Genomic DNA, 21704 nt, shown 5'->3' on the forward strand with positions numbered 1-21704 from the left:
GCAAGGGGGGCACGCCAAGCGGACCGCAGGTCAGGCGGTGGCGGCCAGCTCGGCCGCGACGAGCTCCGCGAGCTGGACGGCGTTCAGCGCAGCGCCCTTGCGAAGGTTGTCGCCGGACACGAAGAGGGCCAGCCCGTTGTCGACGGTCTCGTCGCGGCGGATGCGGCCCACGTAGGACACGTCCCCGCCGGCCGCCTGCAGCGGAGTGGGGATCTCCGAGATCTCGACCCCCGGCGCCTGCGCCAGCAATTCGTACGCCCGCTCGACGCTGAGCCCGCGCGCGAACCTGGCGTTGATCTGCAGGGAGTGCCCGGTGAAGACGGGCACGCGCACGCACGTACCGGACACCTTGAGCGCGGGGATCTCCAGGATCTTGCGGGTCTCTTGCCGCAGCTTCTGCTCTTCGTCGGTCTCGAAGCTGCCGTCGTCGACGATGGACCCGGCGAGCGGGAGCACGTTGAAGGCGATGGGGCGGGCGTAGACGCCGGGCGCGGGGAAGGCGACGGCGTCGCCGTCGAAGGTGAGGCGGTCGGCGGTGGCGACGACCTCGCGGGCCTGGCCGTGCAGTTCCGCCACGCCGGACAGGCCGGAGCCGGACACGGCCTGGTAGGTGGTGGCGACCATCGACACCAGGCCGGCTTCGTCGTGCAGCGGGCGCAGCACCGGCATCGCGGCCATGGTGGTGCAGTTCGGGTTGGCGATGATGCCCTTGGGGCGGTCGGCCAGCGCGTGCGGGTTGACCTCGGAGACGACGAGCGGCACGTCGGGGTCCCGCCGCCAGGCGGAGGAGTTGTCGATCACGACGGCGCCCTGGCCCGCGACCTTCTCCGCGAGGGCGCGGCTGGTGGCGCCGCCGGCCGAGAAGATCACGATGTCGAGGCCGGTGTAGTCGGCGGTGCCCGCGTCCTCGACGGTGACCTCGCCGCCGGGTGCGCCGGCCCACGGGAGGGTGCGCCCTGCGGACCGCGCGGACGCGAAGAGCCGCAGCTCCGTCACCGGGAAGTCGCGTTCCGCCAGTACCTTGCGTACGACTCCGCCGACCTGCCCGGTCGCTCCGACGATTCCGATCCTCATGCGGTCTCTCCGATCTGGTCGCGCCTGTCCGTGGCGCTGGGTGTGCCCGCCCGTTCGAGTATCACCGCAGCGGTGGGCGGGCGGCGAATGGTTTCAGGTGCCGAGACGCACGGCGGCCAGCGCCCCCGGGCCGGCCGGCAGCAGCGGCAGCCGTACGTCCGGGGTGGGGATGCGGCCGGCGGCGTGGAGTGCGGCTTTGATCACAGTCGGGTTCGGCTCGCGGAAGAGCGCGGCGGCCCGTGCGGCCAGCCGGTGGCCGAGTGCCCGGTCGCCGGTGGCGGTGAGCTCGGCCCATTGCGCGGTGTCGAGGTGGGCGGAGGCGGCGATGACGCCGGTCGCGCCGAGGGCGAGCAGGGCGGGGGCGAAGACGTCGTCGCCCGCGAGCACGTCGAAGCCGTCAGGGCGGTCGCCGAGCAGGTCGACGGTCTCGGCGTCGATGCCGCCGACCGCGTACTTCACGCCGATGACGCCGGGGATCGCGGCGACTTCCCGCAGTGCGCGGGCGGTCAGCGGCTGTCCCGTGCGGTAGGGGACGTGGTAGACGAGCAGGGGTACGGGGCTGCGCGCGGCGAGCGCGGTGAAGTGCGCGACGACCCCGGCCTCACCCGGCCGTACGAAGGCCGGCACGGTCGCCATGGCCGCGTCGGGGGCCGCCGTCCACGCGCCGAGACCGCGCCGCCCGTCTCCCACCCCGACCACGAACCGTGCCCCGGCCGCCCGGCACACCCGCCCGACCACCTCCACCACCCGGCCCCGTTCGGCGTCATCGAGGCTCTCGGGTTCCCCGGTCGTGCCGAGCGCCACCAGGCCCTGCGCCCCTGCGGCCAGCACCTCACCCGCGAGGTCTTCCAGCGCGTCGTAGGCGATGTCGCCCGCGGCGGTGAAGGGGGTGATGAGCGGTACGTGGAGGGCTGGCGTCATGGACCGAGTCTCATCGACCAGACACGGTAGGTCCATTTAAATATCGCACCGTAAATCGTTAAGAAACTCTGCATCCATGGGATGCCAGCCACGCCTCGAACGCCGCCTCGACCGCGACCGCCGGCAGCACCTTCTCCATCCCCAGCGGCTCGCGTGCCGCGACCAGCGCCCGGTGCACGGCGGTCGCCGCCCGCCGCAGCTGCGCCCGGCCGGGCGCCTCGGCCAGCCGCGCGGCCCCGCGGATGACGTCGGTGCACACCGACTGGACGCGCTTGAAGTCGCGGTAGTGCGGCAGGTCCGCCTCCAGGCCGCGGGCCGCCGCCTCGCCGACGGCCCGCCGCCAGCGGCGGACCATGTCGAGCTCCTGGTCGGGCAGGTAGTCCATCAGGTGCAGATGGGTGGCCAGGTCGTAGAGCGGGTCGCCGATCAGCGCCAGCTCCCAGTCGATGGTCCACAGCGCCCCCCACCGGTCGACCACCAGGTTCCTGCGGTGGAGGTCGCCGTGCAGCAGGCGGGGCTCGCGGGCGGTGAGCCCCGGCGCCCGGTCCGGCAGGCCGGTCAGCGTCCCGTCGCTCACGCCCAGGTCCTCGAACAGCCCGCCCAGCCGCTTCCGGTGCGGCAGGTAGATGTGCACCACGGTGAAGTGCAGCAGCTCGTGCAGGAAGCCGGCCGCATCGCGGTCACCGGGGGGTGCCGCGCCGGCCGGGCAGTCGCAGTCCGCGCGGCCTTCCGGGATCAGCGGTCCCGTGTCGACCGCGGCCATCGCGGCGAACAGCTCCTCGACCTGGCGCAGCAGGCGATCGGGCACCCGCACCGCGGCGGCGGGCAGCCGGTCGAGGGTGACGCCCTCGATGAACTCGGCGAAGGTCAGCACGCCGTCCCTTGCCGGGTAGCGGACCACCCTCGGGACACGCGGCAGCCGGCCCTGCAGCCGGCGCATCAGCAGGTCTTCCGAAGGGAAGTACCGCATGTCGTACCAGAAGACCCCGGGCCTCGGCTCGCGGAGCTTGAGCCAGTTGAACTCCCTGGCCAGGGGCGAGCCCGGATCCAGGCGCACGGCGAACGTCTGGTGGTGGTAGCCCTTGAGCGGACCCTCCAGCCGGTCCGCCCCCACCGGGGCGGTGTGTGCTGCGACTCCCCTGGTCACCGAACCCCTCGACTGCGTGGTGAAGTACCTGACGGCCACATCCGCCGCGCCGCCGCGTGGAGTGGAGCGTAGTCCCGCCACGGCGGCCGCGGCGGGTCCGCCGGGACGCCGTACGGCGCTGCGCGCTAGACGGCGGCCGCCGCCTCGAACAGCGGTGCCAGCGAGTCGACCATGTGGACGACGCCGGCTTCGGCCAGCCGCCGCTGCTTCCTGGTGTTCCTCGCGTATCCGAGGAAGGCGACGCCGGCCGCCGACGCGGCCTCGTAGTCGCGCGGGGAGTCGCCGATCATCAGGCAGCGCCCGGGGGCGGCCGCCGTGCTGCGTATCGCCTCCTGCACGCACGACGGGTGCGGCTTCATCAGCCGGGGGTCGGCCGCCCTGCCGTGCACGTGCGGCCCGAAGCAGACCGCGAGGCCGCGCAGTTCGAGATAGCCCAGGACCGCCGTCGCCGAGTTGTTGGTCGTCACCGCGACCGACCTGCCGCGGGCCACCAGCCGCCGCACCAGCGAGTCCGCGTACGGCGTCGGCCTGGCCGAGGTGATCGCGATGGCCTCCTGGTCGGCGAGCAGCTTGTCCAGTTCCGCGACCCTGTGGTCGTGCTCCGAGCCTTCGAACGCGTACGCCACGTCCAGCAGGACCTGCATCGGGTCGGAGCCGTCGGTCACCTCCGGGGCCCGCGGCCACGACGCGATGCGGGCCGTCAGCGCGGCCGCGACCTCGGTCGCCTTGTGGCCGCCGAACACGGCGGTGAGCGGGCCGTCGAAGTCGAAGAGGACGCAGTGGGCGGCGGCGAGCAGCTCCTTGAGCGTGTCGGCCGTCGTCGTTCCTGGGCTCGGGTGCGAGGTCACTCGAAGAGTCTCAGCGGCTCGGCGAGCATTGACCAGAGCGATTCGAACCAGCGCTGCGAGCTGCGGACGAATTCCGCGCCCGCGCCGTCCTCGCCCGCGGTGGAGTGGTGGAAGAGGGTCGCCTCCAGACCGAGGACGTCGTAGATCTCGATCTCCCGCCGGCTGAACGGGACGTTGCGCCGGACCACCTCGTAGTAGCCGAACAGCGCGTCGGTGCCGTTGAGCAGGTACAGCTTGTGCATGGGGGTGAGGGGGACCGTCCTGATCTCCACCGTCACGTCGGCCACGTGCCCGAGGTCCGCCAGCGCACCGACCGCGCTCTGCAGGGTGTCCGCCTGGCTGATCGTCAGCCTGCGGAGCCTGCGCAGGGGCCGTTCGTCGGCGGCGTCCTGCACCGCCCTGGGCAGCGCGAGCTGCGCCTCCGGGGACGGGAGCAGCAGCCGTACGCCGATCGAGTCCGGCCGCAGCTCGCCCATCCTGACCCGGCGCAACGGCTCCTGGAGCGCCGAGTTGAGGGTCTCCGCGGTCAGCGAGAAGGAGTCGAGCCTGACGTCGGCGGCCTGGAAGGCGGCGTAGACGTGGTCGGTCAGCTCGACCCCTGCGGGCCCTGGCTGCGAATGGGGTGCCGACCTGTCCAGGACGTAGGAGCCGCGGCCCTGCTGGGAGTCGATCCAGCCGTCCCGCCGCAGCTCGTCGAGGGCGCGCTGCACGGTGGCGCGGGACACGTCGAAGCGCCGCACCAGCGCCGCCTGGGTGGGCAGTTGGTCCCCCGAGCCGAAGGTGCCCTGCTCGATGTCCTGCCGCAGCTCCCAGGCGATCCGCAGATACGGCGTGTCAGGCGGACTCCCGCTCACAGCCGACTCATGCAGGCTCACGCCGACAGCGTACAACCCTCCGTCAACTTATGGGACTTGACTGAGATTCGTTTTGCGATCTCCGCCAAGTGGCACAACATGATTGTCAGGCGTCAATCAACTTTGAGGATTTGACCAGGAGTTGGCGAACTTGACCGATCAGGCTCGGTCCTGTGCCCGCCCGGCGTCGTGCGGGTGCCGGCCGGCACCCGCGGGCCGGCAGCCAAGCCGAGCAGGTACGGGCGGGTGACCCGGTAGGCGCCGACAAGTGGCGGACGTAGCGTCGCCGCACAAGGTGGAGGAGAACCGCATCGGTCGCCCAGGAGGGGGTGAGGGCGATGTTGTTCATGGATCTGACGGTCTGGCTGCTGCAACAGGGGCTGGAGAACCGCTACGGCCCGGTCATGGGAGCGGGACTCCTCTTCTGCGGGATAGGCCTGCGGAGCCGCTCGCACAGCTCGCAGGCGTGGTGCGCGGGCGGAATCCTGATCGCGCTGGCCTACCTCGCACAGCGCTGAGCCCCCGGGCCCGCGGCCCAGGGGCTCCCCGCCGTCCCACGGCTCAGGACACCTCAGCACACCTCAGGACACGTCAGAACACCTCGGGGCACCACGGGCGGCGCGGGGTGTGGAAGAGGTGGTCGAGCGTGGTCGTGGCGCCGGCGCGGTGCTCGGCCAGCAGGCCGAGGGCGGCGAGGCGGGCCGCGGACTCGTCGCCGAGGTAGAGCCGGGCCAGCGTGGCGACGTCCAGCGTCAGGTCGGGCGCCGTACCAGGGGCGGGGGTGCAGCGCGGCTCGGCGCCGGGCGCGGTCTCCAGCCGGAAGACGCCGCCGGCCAGGCCCCCCGGGTCGCCGACGTCCAGGACGAGGTCGGCGGACACCGGGGCGTAGCCGCGGGCGGACAGGGCGGCCGGGATGTCCAGCAGCCGCAGCCACATGAAGTCGGCGTAGGCCTCGGTGCGCGCGGCGCGGGGGTCGCCGAGCAGCAGCGGGAGGATGTCGTCAGGCGGGCGGTGGTCCGTCCTGAGCCGCACCACCCAGTCCAGGGAGAGCAGGTGGCGCCACAGCGCCGCCTCCGCGGCCGGGGTGGCGGCGAGGTGCCCGACCACCTCGGCGTCGGCGTTGGGCAGTTTGCCGGGCCAGTGCGGGTCGTTGACCCGGTACGCGGCCATGCCGTCGACCTCGCCCGCCGCATTGCGGTAGACCGCGAAGAAGGGCTCCTGGAAGCCGAACGAGGGCAGCACCAGGGCACCGGTGGCACGGTCCCACCAGCGGGAGTCGCGGCTGATGGCCCCCGCGGTCGTGGTGCGGACCCGTTCGTGCAGGGCGGGGCCGACGGCCCGCACCTCGGCCCCGGTGACCAGTTCGATCGTGCCGTCGGCCGGGTCGGGGCCCGCGTGACGGCTGTCGAGCGCGGCCCTGGGCACATCGATCTCCCAGTCGGTGACCCAGGTGGCCGGGCCGAAGCCGTACCGCCCGTAGATCGGGTATTCGGCGGCGATCAGGATCGACACGGCCTCGCCGCGCTCCTTCGCCGCCGCGAGGTCGGCGGCCATCATGCGGGTGGCCAGGCCGCGGCGGCGGTGGGTGGCGGTCACGGTGACATTGGTGACGGCGGAGGCGGGCACCGACCCGCCGCCCGGCACCGTCAGGTCGCGCGCCATGCTGCGGAAGGTGCCCACGCAGCGGTCCCCGTCGAAGGCGCCGCGGGTGCGGTCCAGGTCGTAGCCGGGTCGCGAGAGCGCGACCTCCTCCGGGCTGATCAGCTGCGACCGGTGGAATCCGGTGTGCATCGCCTGCACCCAGCCCGCGACCTCGGACTCGGCGATCGTGCGTATCTCAAGACCCATGCCGGCACGTTACGCAGCCGCCCGCCGCGCGCGCACCCGGATAACCCGGATAACCGGCAGCGCCGCGCCGGGGGCGGCGGTCAGTCGTCCGACAGCAGGTCGTCGATGTGCGCCTCGCCCTCGCGGTAGCGCCGGGTGATCTCGGCGGAGCAGCCGTCGACGGTCTGCTGGAGGCGCTGCCTGCGGCCGGAGACCTGCTGCTCGTGCCTGGCCAGCCGGCCCATCGCGGCGTGCAGCTCGGGGTCGGTGCGGGCGTCGAGGTCGGACAGCTCCACCTCGGCGAGCATGTCGGCGGCGAGCCGCTGCACCCGCTCGCCCAGCGGGGTGCCGAGGGTGACGTGCCGGGCGGAGGAGCGGACCCGGGACGGGCCGTCGGCCAGGATCTCCGGGAGCCGGTCGAGGACCGGCGCCTCCGGGCCGCCCGGGGTGCCGGGGGCGCTGTCGGCGCCCGCCCTGCGGCTCAGCTCGGCCCGCAGGATGTCGATCCGCCCGTGCAGCAGCCGGCGCAGATACGACAGGTCGGCCTCCTCGCGCTGCGCCTCCCTGCGCAGGGTGCGCAGCGCGAGGAGGTCGAGGTCGCCCAGGTCGGCTGCCGGGGTGTCCACCAGCGGTCCGCGGGGTGCGGGCGGGCGGAACGGCCCTGGTGCGTCGGCCTTGAGCATGCGGTGGCCCTTCCTGGTGGGCGTCGGGGGACGGCACCGCCGGTGGAGCGGCGGCGGTGCCGGGAGCCTGTCCAGCGCCGGATGTGATCATGCCTGGCGTCCCCCGCCCGCAGCAGTGGGCGGCCGCGGCGGGGATCGTGCCGTCGATGCTGCCACTTGCCACCGGCACCCCGCAGCGAGTCTGCACCCGAACGGCCGTCACGACAGTTGTGCGAGACCGCCGACCCGGCGCGCGCCCCGTCCCGTACGCGCCCCGGCGGCGCCCCCTCGTTCGGCCCGCCCCCACCCGGGTACGGGCGGCGCCCCCGCGCACGCCACAATGACCCCATGCGTGCGGTGGCCCAACGGGTGAGCGAGGCGAAGGTCGTTGTCGACGGTCGGACCGTGGGCGCCATCGACGGGCCGGGACTGTGCGTCCTGATCGGGGTGACGCACGACGACACCCCGGAGAAGGCCGCGGCGCTGGCCCGCAAGCTGTGGACGCTGCGCATCCTGCCCGACGAGCAGTCCTGCTCCGACATCGCGGCACCGCTTCTGGTGATCAGCCAGTTCACGCTTTACGGTGATGCCCGCAAGGGCCGCCGCCCCACCTGGAACGCCGCAGCGCCCGGCCAGATCGCCGAGCCGCTGGTCGACGAGGTCGTCGCCCGGCTGCGTGAGCTGGGCGCGACCGTCGAGACCGGGGTCTTCGGCGCCGACATGAAGGTGTCGCTCACCAACGACGGGCCGTTCACCGTCGTCGTGGAGCTCTGAGGGCCCTCCCCGGCGGGCCCAGGAGCCGGAAGCCCGGCAAGGAGCCGCCGCTCAGGGTGCGACGACCGTCTCCTGGGTCGCCGGGGTGTCCTCGGCCAGCAGCGTCGCGTCCTCGGGGGTGTTGCGCTTGACGACCGCGAGCGCGATCGGGCCGAGCTCCCAGTGCCGGGCCGACGAGGTGACCGTGCCGATGACCCGGCCTTCGCCGTCCTCGGACGCGACCCGCAGCTCGGCGCCGTGGCCCGGCAGCCGCACCTCGCTGCCGTCCAGGTGCAGGAAGACCAGCCGGCGCGGCGGGCGGCCCAGGTTGTGCACCCGGGCGACGGTCTCCTGGCCGCGGTAGCAGCCCTTCTGCAGGTGCACCGCGGTCTCCAGCCAGCCCAGCTCGTGCGGGATGGTGCGGTGGTCGGTCTCCAGGCCCAGCCGCGGGCGGTGCGCCTCGATCCGCAGCGCCTCGTGCGCCAGCACCCCGATCGGCGGCCCGGCCTGCGCGGCGAACTCCTCGAGGCGGTCGCGCGGCACGAAGACCTCACGCCCGTACGGCGTCTCCCGCACCGTCCACTCCGCGGGCACCTCGGTGATGGAGCCGGCGGGCAGGTGGACGACCGCGTACTGCTCGGAGGCGTCGGCGGTGTCGACCCGGTAGAAGAACTTCATGCTCTCCAGGTAGGCGAGCAGCGGCCCCTGGGTGCCGGGCTCGACGTGCATCCAGGTGGTGGCGCCGTCGTCGACCAGGTAGAGGGCGTGCTCGACATGGCCGTGCGCGGACAGCACCAGCGCCTCGGTGGCCTGCCCTGGAGGCAGGTTCTCGACGTGCTGGGTGAGCAGCAGGTGCAGCCACGCCAGCCGGTCCGCTCCGCTGACCGTCACCACACCGCGGTGCGAGAGGTCCACGAAACCGGTGCCGTCGGCGAGCGCGCGCTGCTCGCGGAAGAGGTCGCCGTAGTGCGCGGCCACCCCTTCGTCAGGGCCTTCTGCGGGGACAGCGCCGGGCAGCGACAGCAAAGGGCTCTTGGTCATGTCGTCAAGACTACGACCAGGCCGCTCGTATGACCGGACCGCCCGCCGGGGGTCGCCCACATCCGGCCCGCGCTCGCGGACCGGCGGCTCGCGCACATGCAGCTCGCGGACGGGCGGCTCAGGAACCGGCCGCCTTCGCCGCGCAGTCCCGGCAGCGGCCGAAGATCGCGAAGTGCTTCATGTCGGTCTCGAAGCCGAACTCCGCCCGCAGCCCTTCCTTGAGCGGTGCCGCCAGCTCCACGTCGGCCTCGGTGACCGCGTCGCAGTCCCGGCACACCAGGTGCATGTGGTCGTGCCGGTCCGCCAGGTGGTACGTGGGCGCGCCGTGCCCGAGGTGGGCGTGGCTGACCAGGTCCAGCTCCTCCAGCAGCTCCAGCGTGCGGTAGACGGTGGAGATGTTGATCCCCGAGGCGGTCTTGCGCACCTCGCACAGGATGTCGTCGGGCGTCGCGTGCTCCAGGCAGTCGACGGCCTCGAGCACCAGCTGCCGCTGCGGCGTCAGCCGGTAGCCGCGCCTGCGCAGGTCGGTCTTCCAGTCGGTGGTGACCACCCGGCCAGTGTAGGTCGACTCGCGCGCGGACAGCCCTGGCCTGCGGCCTGCCGGACGGGCGGCCCGCCCGATCGGCCGCCTGCGGGGCCGGTCTGGCTACTTGAAGAAGGCGATGCCGTCGTCCGGCAGGTCCTTGAGGTCGTCGATCCACTCGCGCGGGTCCACGACCTTCTTCAGGTGGGCGGACATGTACGCGCGCAGCGGCACCGCCGGGGTGGCCTTCTCGCCGACCCACATCAGGTCGCTGTTGACGTACCCGTAGAGCCGCTTGCCGCCGCTGTACTCGGGGGCGACGGGCAGCCGGGCCACCGCGTCGGTGACCAGGTCGATCTGCGGCTTGCCCTCGGCCAGCTCGCCGGTCCAGATCTCCACGACACCCTCGTCGCGGGTGGTGGTGACGTCGACCTTGCGGTCCTCGCCGATCCGCCAGTAGCCGCTCTCGCTCTCCAGCGGCCTGACCTTCTTGCCCTCGGCGTCCAGCACCCAAGTGTGCGAGACGTACTCGAGGAACGGCCGGCCGTCGTGGGTGAAGGCGACGGACTGCCCGAAGTTGCACTTCTCCGAGCCCGGGAAGTCGTGCACGCCCGCGCCCTCCCAGCGGCCGAGCAGGAAGGCCAGCGGCACGAGGTCGGGGTGCAGGTCCGACGGGATCTCGATCATGTCAGCGCTGGCCCTGGTAGAGCTTCTTCACCGCGTAGAAGGCGAACGCGGCGACGCCGACGCAGACCAGCACCAGCAGGGCGTCGAAGTAGTACTCAATTTGCACGGGTCGTGCTCCTCGCGAGGGCAGCGGGCAGGGCCGCGCACAAGTCTAGTGCGCGGCCCTGCCCCGGGCGCGGTCAGCCCACGTGACGTGCCGCTCAGCCCAGCAGCTGGGCCTGGAGCCGTACGGTCTGCCGGAAGGCCTGCTCGGGGACGGCGCCGCCGCTGCGGGTCTGCCGGACCAGCGCCACGGTGTCGCCCGAGGTGACGTAGGCGAACCGGGTCATGCTGTCGCCGTACGGGGCGGTCTCGCCGTAGCCGGACACCGTCTCGTGCTTCGGGACGGTGCCGTCCACCAGGCTCCTGTCGCGCTGGTCGGTGGTCACGCCGTCGACCGGCTTGCCGTCCGCGTCGTTCCCCACGACGTTGGCGTACCCCGCCGAGATGAGCTGCAGCAGGTACACCTCGGTCCTGGTGCCGTCCGGCATCGTCCAGGCGCGGGCCGCGATGTGCCGCAGCCCCTCCTGCTTGAGGTACTGCTCCTTCTCCTTGCCGCCCCCGCCGCCCTGGCTCGCCTTGAGGTAGCCGGCGGTGGGCAGCCAGCCCTTGGCGCCGGGGAAGGCGGGGTCGGCCGCCGCCCCCTCGGGCAGCGGGACCAGCAGCGAGCGCAGGTCCGCGTAGTGGACGCCGGCGGGGTTGCGGGCCGTGTCCAGCGGGCGCGGCTTGCGGGCGGGCAGCTTCGGCAGCGCGATCGGCGGGTACTTCCAGCGCCCGTCGTCCGGCGTCCGCAGCCCCGGGATCTTCGTCCGCTCCGGGCGCGTCACCGCGTAGGCCGTACCGGCGCCGAACACCGCGAAGACCAGCAGCACCGACGTCCAGCGCAGCGCGACCCGCAGCCGCGGGCTCATCCCGCGCGCGGCGGCGACGCCCTGCGGTGCGTAGGCGGGGGGCGGCGGCGGGTAGGGCGGCGGGCCAGCGGGCACGGGTACGGCTGCGGGGTCGGCCGCGGCAACCGGCTCGGGCACGGGCACGGGCACGGGCTCGGCAGCGGGCCCAGCCACCACGGGCTCGGCGACCGCCGCCGGCTCGGGTGCCGCGGGGCTCTCGGAGACGTCGGACATCAGACTCCCTCCCCCGGTGCCTGGATGCGGTCGAGCTGCTGGGCCATCAGCCCTGTGGCCTCCCGCTGGGTCAGCGGCGAGGGTCCCACGGCCTGGAACTGCACCATCAGGTCCCCTTCTGTCGCCTGGCAGTACATCGCGTCGAGCCAGTCCGCCTCGTCGTCCCCGCCGGCCTCGTCGTCGTCCCCGCCGCCCGCAGGCGGCATCACGCAGACCGCGTGCGGATGGCCGGGTACGGCGGGGCCCTTGCGGAAGACGTCGGAGCCCGCGCTGAGCTTGCGGAAGGTCTCGGGCCCGCTCGCCGCTGCCACCTTGTTCCCGACCTGCACGATCGAGATCAGGTACTCCTGGCCGCCGTCCTTGCTGCGGAAGGTCCGCAGGGCCGCGCCCTTGATGTGCATGGCGTCGAGCGCGGCATCGGCCTGCTTGCGCTCCTTGGCGGTGAGCCGGGAGCTGCCGTCGCCGTCCTCGGCCATCGCCTTGGCCTGCGCGGCGTCCAGGACGGTGTCGTTGCCGTACTGCTGGAAGTCGGGTCCAGGCGCCATGGTCTGCGGCCGGGGCAGCAGCAGTTGGCCGAGGTCGCCGTAGTGGGTGCCGCCCGCGGTGACGCCGTACGCCTTGGTCGCGGCGGGAGCAGGCGAGGCCGGCGCCGCGGCTTTCGCGCCGGACGTGCCGTCGCCGCCCGCGCCGAGCAGGAGGTAACCGCCGCCGCCCAGGGCCGCGACGAGCACGAGGGCACCGGCGATGAGCAGGTCCCTCCGCTGCCGCGACCGTTCGGCCGGCGCGGGAGCGTATCCGGCCCACCCGGCGGCGGGGCCGGGCGGCAGCGGCGCGAACCCGGCGGACGGAGCCGCCGACTCGGCCTGTACGGACGGGACTTCGGGAGGCGCGGGCACGTGCGCGACCGGCACGGACACCGGTTCGGCAGACGCGGGCGCGGCCTCGACGGGTGCGGGCACCGGTTCGGGCGACACCGGCGCGTGCGCGACCGGCACGGACACCGGTTCGGCAGACGCGGGCGCGGCCTCGACGGGTGCGGGCGCCGGTTCGGGCGACACCGGCGCGTGCGCGACCGGCACGGGCACCGGTTCGGCAGACGCGGGCGCGGCCTCGACGGGTGCGGGCACCGGTTCGGGCGACACCGGCGCGTGCGCGACCGGCACGGACACCGGTTCAGGAGACGCGGGCGCGGCTTCGACGGGTGCGGGCGCAGCTTCGGGTGCCGGCTCGGAGGACATCTCGCTCACATCCGCTCCAGCTGCTTCGTGATCACGGAAAGCACCGCGTTCCTCGACACCGGGCGGACGCCTGACACGAAGACCTCCACGAAGATGTTGCCGACCCGGGCCTTGCCCGAGCCGACGTAGACCTTCAGGCCGTCGCCCTCGTCGTACGGCTCGGCGGACGGCCTGACCTCGCCGTCGACGGAGTCGGGGACCGGGGTGCCGTAGCTCTGGTGGGCGCCGTCGGCGTACTCGCTCCCGCGCAGGACCTCCGAGGTGTACGGGGTCACGTCGTCGCGGTATTGCGTGAGGGTGATCGAGGTGTCGGTGAACTTCGCCTTGCCCACGGACCAGCGCGCCGAGACCCCCCGGCGGTAGCCGTGCTCTCCCAGGTCCGTGAAGACGGTCGCGGCGTCGTCGTAGTTGTCGGCCTCGTCCGCCTGCGTCAGCCAGCCGCGCTCCTGTTCCTCGGCCCCCTTGGGCGTCGGCAGCAGCAGCTTCAGCAGGTTGCCCTCGTAGATCGCGTCGCGGTCGTCGGCGACCTTCGGCGCGGGCCGGGCGGGCGCGGCGCCCGCGGGCTGGGCAGGTGCCGCCCCGACCAGCGGCGGCAGCGCGGTCGGTGTGCGGCCGCGCTGCACCTGGTAGCCGGCGGCCGCGCCGGCCAGCACGCCGAGCACCGCGGCCGCCGCGACGATCAGCGTCAGCCGGCCGCGGGCCATCGGCCGGTAGGGCTCGGGCGGCGGAGCGACCGAGGACGACACGAGTTCCGGTTCGAACATCGGGGCCGGTTCCCCGTCATGGCCTTCTTCACGGCGTGCTTCGCCGTCGTCACGGCGTGCTTCGCCGTCGATCTGCTGCATGAGGCCCCCCCGGGCAAAGACGTACACGCGTGCGATCCCCTCGCACGCGGATTCGTATTATGTCCAGCCCACTCGCCGTGCCCGTACCGATTTCCGCCCCGAGGACCGTGACCTGCGACACAACGGTGCACCCCCTACGCTGGGCGGATGGCGAAGAAGCTCGTGATCAAGGTGACGGCGGGCGCGGACGCGCCCGAGCGCTGCTCGCAGGCGTTCACGGTGGCGGCGATCGCGGTCGCCAGCGGGGTGGACGTGTCGCTGTGGCTGACCGGGGAGTCGGCGTGGTTCGCGCTGCCCGGACGCGCGGCGGAGTTCGAACTCCCGCACGCGGCGCCGCTGCCCGAACTGATCGAGGCGGTGCTGGGCGCCGGGAGGATCACCCTGTGCAGCCAGTGCGCGGCCCGGCGCGGGATCGCGGAGAAGGACGTCATCGACGGGGTGCGGATCGCCGGCGCGCAGCTTTTCGTCAGCGAGATCATGCCGGACGGTGTGCAGGCCCTCGTCTACTGAGCGGCGCCGCCGGCGACCGGCCCGGCGCCGGGGCGCGCGGTCATCTGCGGCGGTCCTTGCGGTTCCTGCCCTCGATCTCGTCCCACCAGGCGTCGGACTCCGGGTCGCCGGTGCGGGCGCGCGGGGCCGGGGTCCTGTCGTCGCGGGTGTCCGATTCCTCGGGAGGTTCGTCGAACCAGCGCTCGTGCGGGCCGCGGCGGTTCGCGACGATCGCCGCGAAGGGCGGGATGACCGCCGCCACCAGGCACATTCCGATGGCGGCGGGTATGGACCAGATGCGCACGACGGCCCATGCCATGACGAACAGCACCAGACAGGTGCCCATCATGGCGAAATACCAATGACGGCGTCGTGCGTCCACGTCTCAACGGTACGTCCGCCAGGCGGATACCGAAACAGCTCGGAGGGCCGCAACCCCCTTGCGCGGGGTGCGGCCCTCCGGGGCTGTCCGTTGCCGTCAGACGGCGATGGCGACCTCGGCCGCCGCGCCCTGCTGGGCGACGACGGTGCGGTCCACCGTGGCGCCGGGGACGAGTGCGCGCAGCGTCCAGGTGCCGGGCGCCGCGAAGAAGCGGAACTGCCCGGTCGCCGAGGTGGGCACCTCGGCGGTGAACTCGCCGCCGCCGTCAAGCAGGCGTACGTATCCGCTGACGGGCTCGCCGTCGCGGGTCACAGAACCCTGGATGATGGTCTCGTTCGCCACGTCGACTCCTGACAGGTCGGGCCCGCCGGCCTTTGCTCCACACATAACGGGTATACCTCCGGGGTCAGTTGGAGCCGAGCTCGATCGGCACGCCGACGAGCGAGCCGTACTCGGTCCACGAGCCGTCGTAGTTCTTGACGTTGTCCTGCTCGAGCAGCTCGTGCAGCACGAACCAGGTGAGCGCGGAGCGCTCGCCGATGCGGCAGTACGCGATGGTGTCCTTGGCCAGGTCCACGTTCTCGTCCTGGTAGAGGGCGACCAGCTCGGCGTCGGACTTGAAGGTGCCGTCGTCGTTGGCGTTCTTCGACCACGGGATGTTGCGGGCGCTCGGCACGTGGCCGGGGCGCTGCGACTGCTCCTGCGGGAGGTGGGCGGGGGCGAGCAGCTTGCCGGAGAACTCGTCGGGCGAGCGCACGTCGACCAGGTTCAGGGTGCCGATCGCGGCGACGACGTCGTCGCGGAAGGCGCGGATCGCGGTGTTCTGCGCCTTGGCCTTGTAGTCGGTCGCGGGGCGCTGCGGGACGGCGGCGACCAGGTCACGGGAGTCCAGCTCCCACTTCTTGCGGCCGCCGTCGAGCAGCTTGACCGAGTCGTGGCCGTACAGCTTGAAGTACCAGTACGCGTAGGAGGCGAACCAGTTGTTGTTGCCGCCGTAGAGGACGACGGTGTCGTCGTTCGCGATGCCCTTGGCGGACAGCAGCGCCTCGAAGCCGGCCTGGTCCACGAAGTCGCGGCGGACCGGGTCCTGGAGGTCCTTCTTCCAGTCGATGCGGACGGCGTTCTTGATGTGGTTCTTGTCGTAGGCCGAGGTGTCCTCGTCCACCTCCACGATGACCACCTTGGGGTCGTCGATGTGGGCCTCGACCCAGTCGGCGTCGACCAGGACGTCACTGCGGCTCATGCTGTTCTCCTCCGGGGCAGTACGGATGCTGCGGATGCGCGACGCGCGGGGGGCGATGCGGTGCGGTCGAGCGGCTCGGTCGGCGCTCCACGGCACGGGGCAGGCAGGCTGCGCCGGGGGCCTTGCGGCCGGCTTCGGCACGGGGGAGCTGCTGCCCCTAGGGCATGCGACAGAGCATGGCGGCGACGCGGCACAGATCGACTGCCCGCCGCTTCGTGAGATCCGCCTGTCGCTTCATGAGTCCCGATCGTAGGGAAATGAACCCGTAGGTGTCACCGGCGTGTCATATGGCGAGACAAGATTGTCCATATGGCGGACGAAGCGCTTCCCGGCCCCGGAATTCCGCGGAAATCGCCGTCGAACACTGTCCGAACGCCGGTGGAGACCCGGCCGCGTCTCAGTTGGCGAGAGTGACGTGCTTGCCGCCGGCCACCACCGAGATGCCCTCGGGGGTGGTGGTCACCGAGGTCAGCGAGATGCCCCCCGGCAGATGGGTCAGCTCCCGCTCGAAGTCGATCTGCTGCCGGACGTTGTCCTCAAGGCCGAGCGCGGTCAGCTCCTTGGGCAGGTTCTCGGCGTGCAGCCCTATCGAGTTCGCGCCCCGCACCGTCACCTGGCTGAGCACGCTGATCTTCGTGCCGATGCCGGGGATGGTCCCGGTCAGCTTCACCATCGCCTTGCCGTCCGCGCTGGTGCCGGCGGAGGACACCGAGACACCGGGGGGCGCGGCCTTGGACAGGTCAGCGTAGGTGATGAAGGCCATGCCGTCCGCGCTGTCGGCGATCGCGGTGCGGTAGCCGTTGGAGAACTTCACGCCGTGCAGGTCGGCGTTGAAGGTCGCGATGCGCAACGTCTGCCCGTCGCCGCCCGCCGCGATGTCCTCGGCCTTGATCTCGACGTCGTCCAGCTTGCCGAAGGCGGCCTGCGTCAGGAAGGGGAAGCCCTTGATCGACACCTTGGGCTTGCGGTCCAGACCCTCCGTGGCCTGCGCCCGCTCGGCGGCCTTGTTCTGGGCCACCGAGACCGCGATCCGGTCGGCGGCGACGAAGAGCCCGCCGAGGACCACCACCACGATCAGGACTATCCGCCACACTCGCATGGGCCCGCACTCCCCCACTCGTTCCGTCCAGGACTTCCGCAACGCCTGACGGGCGGCGGGGGGTCCGCGGTTCCCCGCGGGACCGATCCGTTACCTGTGGATATCTGCGAACCGCTCAGGTCAGCGCCCGGCCCAGAGCGTAGACGACCGGTGCCGCGGCCGTGAGGGGCAGTGCCACGCCCGCGGTGAAATGGACGAAGCGGGAAGGGAAGTCGTAGCTGGCGACCCGCAGGCCGATCAGCGCGCAGCCGCCGCAGGCCGCGGCGAGCAGCAGCCCGTCGCCGGTGCCGAGGCCGTTCGCACCGCCGACCAGCGCCCCGCTGCCGGCCGCGACCAGCAGGGCGGCGATCACGGACAGCGGCTCGCCGGGCAGCGGCAGGGCGCGGACCAGGGTCGCGGCTGCCACCGCGATCGCACCGGCCACCACCGGGTCGGTGCCCGCGTCGGAGACCGCGGCCGCCAGGTAGCCGCAGGCCAGGACCGTGATCAGGGTGGAGGCCGAGGTCGCGGTGAGTGACGACAGGCGCTCGTCTGAGCTGCCGTGGTGCCGCAGCTGGAGCACCAGGACCAGCAGCAGCCACACCCCGAGGGTGCCGACGACCACCTCGGGTGCGTGGTCGCCGTCCGCGACCAGCATGGCGACGTCGGCGGTCACCCCGGCGAGGAAGGCCAGCACGATGCCCTGCCGGGCAGGCCACATGCCGTTCAGCCGGAACCACCCGGCGGCGGTGACCGCCTGGAGGATCACCAGGAAGACCGTGAGGCCCGGCTTGCCGAGCGCCGCGCCGCCCGCGAGCAGCAGGCCGAGAGCCGCAGTGAGCGCGGCGGGCTGGATGCCGGGCGCGATGATCGGCGAGCCGGTCCGCCCGTCGGGCCGCACCGGAGCGGTCCGCGCGCTCTCCCGCCTGGCGGCCCTGCCGCCGGCGGGCGGCGCCTGCTCGACCACCGGGAGTACGGCGGTGTGCTCGGCCCCCTGCGGCTCGACCGGGTGCGCCTGCGGGTCGGGGTACGCGTAGGCGTGCGGCGACTGCGGCCAGTCGGCGCCCTGGCCCTGGTACGCGGGCGCCTCGGGATGGCCGGCCTCGGAGTAGGCGGCCTGCTGGTACGCGTTCTGCGGCGCGGCAGGCTCCCAGCCCGCCTGCGGGTATTCCTGCGGCGCCGACCAGGGGTGGGCGGCGGGCGGTGTGGCACCCCAGCCGTCCCCGGGGGCGGGGGCGCCGTAGGCCTGGCCGTCCTGGGCGGCGGCGTGCCCCGACCAGTCGTCGCCTGCGGGCGGCGCCCCGTAGGAGGCGTCCTGGCCGAGCTGCGGGGGCGGCGGGACGTGCAGCGGCTCGGGGACGTAGGTCCCGTCGGTGCCGTAGGACGCAGGGCCGCGGTAGGCCTGCTCGTCGTGGCCGCGGCCCTGGGCGTGGCCGTCGCCGTACTCGTAGTCGCCGTGGTCGCTCACGCGGCACCCCCGGCGAAGGGCGGCAGCACCTCGACGGTGCCGCGGTCGGGCAGCGCCACCGCCGTGTGGTCGCGGGTGCCGACCGGGTGGCCGTCGACCAGGAAGGAGCAGCGCAGCAGCACGCGGGCGAAGTCGGGCCGCGCGGCGTGCCGCTGCCGGGCCGCGGCCAGCGCGTCGGCGAGCGTGGCGGCGCGGTAGGGCTCCTCCGCGGTGCCCGCGGCGGCCTTGGCGGCGGCCCAGTAGCGGATCGTGCCCGCCGCCGGGCGCGCGGCCGTGTCGGTTGCAGCCATCGCGGCTCCGTCCCTCGTCCTTCGTCGTGCTGTGTCGGGTGCTTGTGCTGCGCCGCGGCCGCCGGTCGCCGTCCGCTGCGGGGCCGTCCTGCGTCCGCGGGCCGCCGCCCACCGTACGGCCGGCCCGCCTCCATCATGGACCGTCGGTGTCACCGCGCTCCAACACGGGCGGTCAGCCAGTCGCCGATCCGGCCGAGCAGGCCTGCGTCCGCGGCGTTCTCCGCGTGGCCGAAGCCGGGTTCGATCCACAGTTCGGCGCGGCCGTCGCCCGCGGCGTCGGCCAGCGAGTTGGGGTGGTCGAGCGGGAAGTACGCGTCGCGGTCGCCGTGCACGATCAGCAGCGGCGTCGGGGCGATGTGCGGCACCGACTCGACCGGCGAGCGCGGCACCGGGTCCCAGTCGCGGGGGTGGATGCGGGTGCCGAGCCCGACCCGGGACACCAGCCGCCCCGCGGGCCTGGTCACCACCCAGTGCAGCCGCCGCATGGGCGCGGTGCCGCGGTAGTACCAGCGGGCGGGCGAGCTGACCGAGACGACCGCGTCGACCGGGCGCAGGCCCGAGTCGGGGCCGGCGCCCGCGTGCCGCAGCACCACGGAGGCGCCCATCGAGAAGCCGACCGCCGCCACCCGCGCGTAGCCCAGCCGGCGGGCCCAGCCCACGGCCGCGTCCAGGTCGAGGACCTCGCGGTCGCCGACCGTGGAGTGGCCGCCGGAGCGGCCGTGCCCGCGGAAGGAGAAGGTCAGCACACCGCCGCTGCCGCGCAGCACCGCGGCCGCCCTGCGGATCGCGGGCCGCTCCAGGGCGCCGGTGAAACCGTGCGCGACGACGATGGCCAGATCGCGCGCACCGCCGGCGGCCGCCAGGTGCTCGGCTTCTATCGGCACGCCGTCGGACGTCAACAGAACCGCACTTCGACCACCCGAAGTGAGCGGTGAAACACAGAAACGCGTGTCCTCGGCCTCGGCAGCGCTGTCCATGTGGGCTATTGTTCCGTGCAAGAGGACCTGGGCAATGCAGCCCCCGGGTCCTTTCGTGCTTTTCCGCACGAGACATGTCGTCCTCGCAGCACCGAGGAGGAGTTGAAATGAGCCAGTCCGACCCATCCGGCAGGCCCGCGGTGGTCAGGCCGCCGCGCGACCTCCGCCACGATGTGCCGAAGCGCGAGGTCTCGAACCCCCTCGATGTCCGCACGACCGACGGGAGCCTCAGGTGAGTTCTCTGCTGCTGCTGACCAACGCACTCCAGCCGTCCACCGAGGTGCTGCCCGCGCTCGGGCTGCTGCTGCACAGCGTGCGGGTGGCCCCCGCCGAGGGCCCCGCCCTGGTGGACACCCCGGGGGCCGATGTGATCCTCATCGACGGCCGCCGCGACCTGCCGCAGGTGCGCAGCCTGTGCCAGCTGCTGCGCTCCACGGGGCCCGGCTGCCCGCTGGTGCTGGTCGTCACCGAGGGCGGTCTCGCCGCGGTGACCGCCGACTGGGGCATCGACGACGTACTGCTCGACACCGCGGGCCCCGCCGAGGTCGAGGCGCGGCTGCGGCTCGCGACCGGCCGCCAGCAGATCACCGGCGACGACAGCCCGATGGAGATCCGCAACGGCGACCTGTCGGTCGACGAGGCCACCTACAGCGCCAAGCTCAAGGGCCGGGTCCTGGACCTGACCTTCAAGGAGTTCGAGCTGCTGAAGTACCTGGCGCAGCACCCCGGGAGGGTCTTCACCCGGGCCCAGCTGCTCCAGGAGGTGTGGGGCTACGACTACTTCGGCGGTACGCGGACGGTGGACGTGCACGTGCGGCGGCTGCGCGCCAAGCTCGGTGTGGAGCACGAGTCGCTGATCGGCACGGTGCGCAACGTCGGTTACCGCTTCGTCACCCCGGAGAAGGTCGAGCGGGCCGCGGAGGAGGCCGCCCGCAGCGAGGCCGCACAGGGCCGCGGGACCGCCCCGCGGACGGCGGAGCCGGGCGACCGGCAGGACGGCCGTTCATCGGCTGAACAGAGGGTATGACGATCCGCGTGACGAGCCGATAGACACGCGTAGACTGCGCGTCGTGCCCAAGGTGACGCGCGACGACGTGGCCAGGCTGGCGGGGACCTCCACCGCGGTCGTCAGCTACGTCATCAACAACGGACCCCGGCCGGTAGCCCCGGCCACCCGCGAGCGAGTGCTCGCGGCCATCAAGCAGCTCGGCTATCGCCCGGACCGTGTGGCCCAGGCGATGGCGAGCCGCCGTACCGACCTGATCGGCCTGATCGTCCCCGACGCGCGCCAGCCCTTCTTCGCGGAGATGGCGCACGCGGTGGAGCAGGCCGCGTCCGAGCGCGGGAAAATGGTGCTGGTCGGCAATTCCGACTACCTCGACGAGCGCGAGGTCCACTACCTGCGGGCCTTCCTCGGCATGCGGGTGTCGGGGCTGATCCTGATCAGCCAGGGCCTCAGCGACAACGCGGCCACCGAGATCGACGCGTGGGACGCCCGGGTGGTGCTGCTGCACGAACGGCCCGAGGCCATCGACGACATCGCGGTCCGCACCGACGACATCGGCGGCGCCCAGCTGGCCGTGCGCCACCTGCTGGAGCACGGCCACGCCTACGTCGCCTGCCTCGGCGGCACCGAGGTCACCCCGGTGATCGGCGACCCCGTCACCGACCACGTCGTCGGCTGGCGGCGGGCCATGGAGGAAGCCGGGCGGTCCACCGAGGGCCGCCTCTTCCAGGCCCCCTACAACCGCTACGACGCCTACAAGGTCGCGCTCGACCTGCTGGCGGGCCCTGACCGGCCGCCGGCCATCTTCTGCGCCACCGACGACCAGGCGATCGGCGTCCTGCGCGCCGCCCGCGAGCTGCGGATCGACGTACCGGAGGGGCTTGCCGTGGCGGGCTTCGACGACGTCAAGGAGGCGGCGCTCGCCGACCCGCCGCTGACCACGGTGGCCTCCGACCGGCAGGGCATGGCCAGGGCCGCGGTGGACGCGGTGCTCGACGACTCGCTGCGGGTGCCTGGCGCCAGGCGGGAGCGGCTGCGGCAGTTCCCGTCCCGGCTGGTGGTCCGCGGGTCCTGCGGCTGCCACGAGTAGCCCGCGGCCGGCCCGCGCCGGGCGCCGGGCGGGGCGCGTCACCGGCTGATCTTGTTTACATCGGGCATATTGTCGGGCTTCTCAGCGTGTGCTCAGCC

At 73.2% G+C, this 21704-nt stretch carries 27 protein-coding genes; 6 read left to right on the top strand and 21 right to left on the bottom strand.

Annotated elements, in window-relative coordinates; all coding sequences use genetic code 11:
- Positions 1 to 30: 30 nt before the first annotated feature.
- From ACGFMP_RS31230 to ACGFMP_RS31250, 5 genes are all read right to left on the bottom strand, one after another.
- Entirely contained in the window at positions 31 to 1074 is a 1044-nt protein-coding gene (locus ACGFMP_RS31230) for an aspartate-semialdehyde dehydrogenase (RefSeq protein ID WP_393676638.1), read from the bottom strand.
- 93 nt (positions 1075 to 1167) lie between these two features.
- Positions 1168 to 1995: a dihydrodipicolinate synthase family protein gene (locus tag ACGFMP_RS31235; RefSeq protein ID WP_393676640.1), complete on the bottom strand. Its 828-nt coding sequence runs from the start codon at positions 1993 to 1995 to the stop codon at positions 1168 to 1170.
- Positions 1996 to 2053: 58 nt separating this feature from the next.
- The gene (locus tag ACGFMP_RS31240) at positions 2054 to 3142 is read right to left on the bottom strand and encodes a phosphotransferase family protein (protein ID WP_393676641.1); all 1089 of its coding nucleotides are present in this window, start codon (positions 3140 to 3142) and stop codon (positions 2054 to 2056) included.
- Between the two features lie 125 nt (positions 3143 to 3267).
- Positions 3268 to 3990, bottom strand: coding sequence for an HAD family hydrolase (locus ACGFMP_RS31245; RefSeq protein WP_393676643.1), 723 nt, complete (start codon positions 3988 to 3990; stop codon positions 3268 to 3270).
- Positions 3987 to 4865 carry a GntR family transcriptional regulator gene (locus tag ACGFMP_RS31250; RefSeq protein WP_393676645.1) on the bottom strand — a complete coding sequence of 293 codons (879 nt, stop codon included), beginning with the start codon at positions 4863 to 4865 and terminating at the stop codon, positions 3987 to 3989. Before ACGFMP_RS31250 ends, ACGFMP_RS31245 begins: the two co-directional genes overlap by 4 nt.
- A gap of 326 nt (positions 4866 to 5191) precedes the next feature.
- Between ACGFMP_RS31250 and ACGFMP_RS31255 the strand changes: the two genes are divergently transcribed.
- Positions 5192 to 5362 carry a hypothetical protein gene (locus ACGFMP_RS31255; protein WP_393676647.1) on the top strand — a complete coding sequence of 57 codons (171 nt, stop codon included), beginning with the start codon at positions 5192 to 5194 and terminating at the stop codon, positions 5360 to 5362.
- 73 nt (positions 5363 to 5435) lie between these two features.
- Here ACGFMP_RS31255 and ACGFMP_RS31260 read toward each other — a convergent pair whose 3' ends face one another.
- On the bottom strand, positions 5436 to 6692 hold the full coding sequence (locus tag ACGFMP_RS31260) for a GNAT family N-acetyltransferase (RefSeq protein WP_393676649.1): 1257 nt from the start codon (positions 6690 to 6692) through the stop codon (positions 5436 to 5438).
- Positions 6693 to 6772: 80 nt separating this feature from the next.
- The gene (locus tag ACGFMP_RS31265) at positions 6773 to 7354 is read right to left on the bottom strand and encodes a hypothetical protein (protein ID WP_393676651.1); all 582 of its coding nucleotides are present in this window, start codon (positions 7352 to 7354) and stop codon (positions 6773 to 6775) included.
- A gap of 327 nt (positions 7355 to 7681) precedes the next feature.
- Between ACGFMP_RS31265 and dtd the strand changes: the two genes are divergently transcribed.
- The gene (dtd, locus tag ACGFMP_RS31270) at positions 7682 to 8107 is read left to right on the top strand and encodes a D-aminoacyl-tRNA deacylase (protein ID WP_393676652.1); all 426 of its coding nucleotides are present in this window, start codon (positions 7682 to 7684) and stop codon (positions 8105 to 8107) included.
- Positions 8108 to 8158: 51 nt separating this feature from the next.
- On the opposite strand, the gene ACGFMP_RS31275 is transcribed toward dtd, so the two are convergent.
- The 6 genes from ACGFMP_RS31275 to ACGFMP_RS31300 form a co-directional block, all read right to left on the bottom strand.
- Entirely contained in the window at positions 8159 to 9127 is a 969-nt protein-coding gene (locus tag ACGFMP_RS31275) for a YgfZ/GcvT domain-containing protein (protein WP_393676654.1), read from the bottom strand.
- A 118-nt stretch (positions 9128 to 9245) separates the two neighbouring features.
- Positions 9246 to 9677, bottom strand: a complete 432-nt coding sequence (locus ACGFMP_RS31280) for a Fur family transcriptional regulator (protein ID WP_393676656.1) — start codon at positions 9675 to 9677, stop codon at positions 9246 to 9248.
- 96 nt (positions 9678 to 9773) lie between these two features.
- Entirely contained in the window at positions 9774 to 10337 is a 564-nt protein-coding gene (locus tag ACGFMP_RS31285) for an FABP family protein (RefSeq protein ID WP_393676658.1), read from the bottom strand.
- Positions 10338 to 10537: 200 nt separating this feature from the next.
- A complete protein-coding gene (locus ACGFMP_RS31290) occupies positions 10538 to 11500 on the bottom strand; it encodes a hypothetical protein (RefSeq protein WP_393676659.1) in 963 nt (320 codons plus the stop codon).
- Entirely contained in the window at positions 11500 to 12747 is a 1248-nt protein-coding gene (locus tag ACGFMP_RS31295) for a hypothetical protein (protein ID WP_393676661.1), read from the bottom strand. Before ACGFMP_RS31295 ends, ACGFMP_RS31290 begins: the two co-directional genes overlap by 1 nt.
- Positions 12744 to 13583: a hypothetical protein gene (locus ACGFMP_RS31300; RefSeq protein WP_393676663.1), complete on the bottom strand. Its 840-nt coding sequence runs from the start codon at positions 13581 to 13583 to the stop codon at positions 12744 to 12746. Before ACGFMP_RS31300 ends, ACGFMP_RS31295 begins: the two co-directional genes overlap by 4 nt.
- Before the next feature lie 147 nt (positions 13584 to 13730).
- Between ACGFMP_RS31300 and ACGFMP_RS31305 the strand changes: the two genes are divergently transcribed.
- Complete coding sequence (locus ACGFMP_RS31305; RefSeq protein ID WP_393676665.1) at positions 13731 to 14093, top strand: DsrE family protein; 363 nt, start codon at positions 13731 to 13733, stop codon at positions 14091 to 14093.
- 40 nt (positions 14094 to 14133) lie between these two features.
- Here the strand turns inward: ACGFMP_RS31305 and ACGFMP_RS31310 are convergent, their stop codons facing one another.
- From ACGFMP_RS31310 to ACGFMP_RS31345, 8 genes are all read right to left on the bottom strand, one after another.
- A complete protein-coding gene (locus ACGFMP_RS31310; RefSeq protein ID WP_393676667.1) occupies positions 14134 to 14454 on the bottom strand; it encodes a DUF3099 domain-containing protein in 321 nt (106 codons plus the stop codon).
- 96 nt (positions 14455 to 14550) lie between these two features.
- Positions 14551 to 14841: a DUF1416 domain-containing protein gene (locus ACGFMP_RS31315; protein ID WP_393676669.1), complete on the bottom strand. Its 291-nt coding sequence runs from the start codon at positions 14839 to 14841 to the stop codon at positions 14551 to 14553.
- Between the two features lie 19 nt (positions 14842 to 14860).
- Positions 14861 to 15697, bottom strand: a complete 837-nt coding sequence (locus ACGFMP_RS31320; protein WP_393676671.1) for a sulfurtransferase — start codon at positions 15695 to 15697, stop codon at positions 14861 to 14863.
- Positions 15698 to 15854: 157 nt separating this feature from the next.
- Positions 15855 to 15935, bottom strand: coding sequence for a putative leader peptide (locus ACGFMP_RS31325; protein ID WP_355342331.1), 81 nt, complete (start codon positions 15933 to 15935; stop codon positions 15855 to 15857).
- Between the two features lie 159 nt (positions 15936 to 16094).
- A complete protein-coding gene (locus ACGFMP_RS31330; protein WP_393676673.1) occupies positions 16095 to 16796 on the bottom strand; it encodes a DUF2993 domain-containing protein in 702 nt (233 codons plus the stop codon).
- A gap of 115 nt (positions 16797 to 16911) precedes the next feature.
- Positions 16912 to 18243: a hypothetical protein gene (locus tag ACGFMP_RS31335; RefSeq protein WP_393676675.1), complete on the bottom strand. Its 1332-nt coding sequence runs from the start codon at positions 18241 to 18243 to the stop codon at positions 16912 to 16914.
- A complete protein-coding gene (locus tag ACGFMP_RS31340; protein WP_393676677.1) occupies positions 18240 to 18533 on the bottom strand; it encodes a MoaD/ThiS family protein in 294 nt (97 codons plus the stop codon). Before ACGFMP_RS31340 ends, ACGFMP_RS31335 begins: the two co-directional genes overlap by 4 nt.
- A 149-nt stretch (positions 18534 to 18682) precedes the next feature.
- Entirely contained in the window at positions 18683 to 19510 is an 828-nt protein-coding gene (locus ACGFMP_RS31345; protein WP_393676679.1) for an alpha/beta hydrolase, read from the bottom strand.
- A gap of 107 nt (positions 19511 to 19617) precedes the next feature.
- Between ACGFMP_RS31345 and ACGFMP_RS31350 the strand changes: the two genes are divergently transcribed.
- The 3 genes from ACGFMP_RS31350 to ACGFMP_RS31360 are packed head-to-tail and all read left to right on the top strand — an operon-like array spanning position 19618 to position 21606.
- A complete protein-coding gene (locus tag ACGFMP_RS31350; protein WP_393676681.1) occupies positions 19618 to 19746 on the top strand; it encodes a hypothetical protein in 129 nt (42 codons plus the stop codon).
- A complete protein-coding gene (locus ACGFMP_RS31355; protein ID WP_393676683.1) occupies positions 19743 to 20537 on the top strand; it encodes a response regulator transcription factor in 795 nt (264 codons plus the stop codon). The genes ACGFMP_RS31350 and ACGFMP_RS31355 overlap by 4 nt, the downstream gene beginning before the upstream one ends.
- Positions 20538 to 20580: 43 nt before the next feature.
- Positions 20581 to 21606, top strand: coding sequence for a LacI family DNA-binding transcriptional regulator (locus tag ACGFMP_RS31360; RefSeq protein ID WP_393676684.1), 1026 nt, complete (start codon positions 20581 to 20583; stop codon positions 21604 to 21606).
- The last annotated feature ends 98 nt before the right edge of the window (positions 21607 to 21704 follow it).

The organism is Streptomyces sp. NPDC049040 (assembly GCF_043197715.1).
In the GTDB taxonomy this organism is placed as follows: domain Bacteria; phylum Actinomycetota; class Actinomycetes; order Streptomycetales; family Streptomycetaceae; genus Actinacidiphila.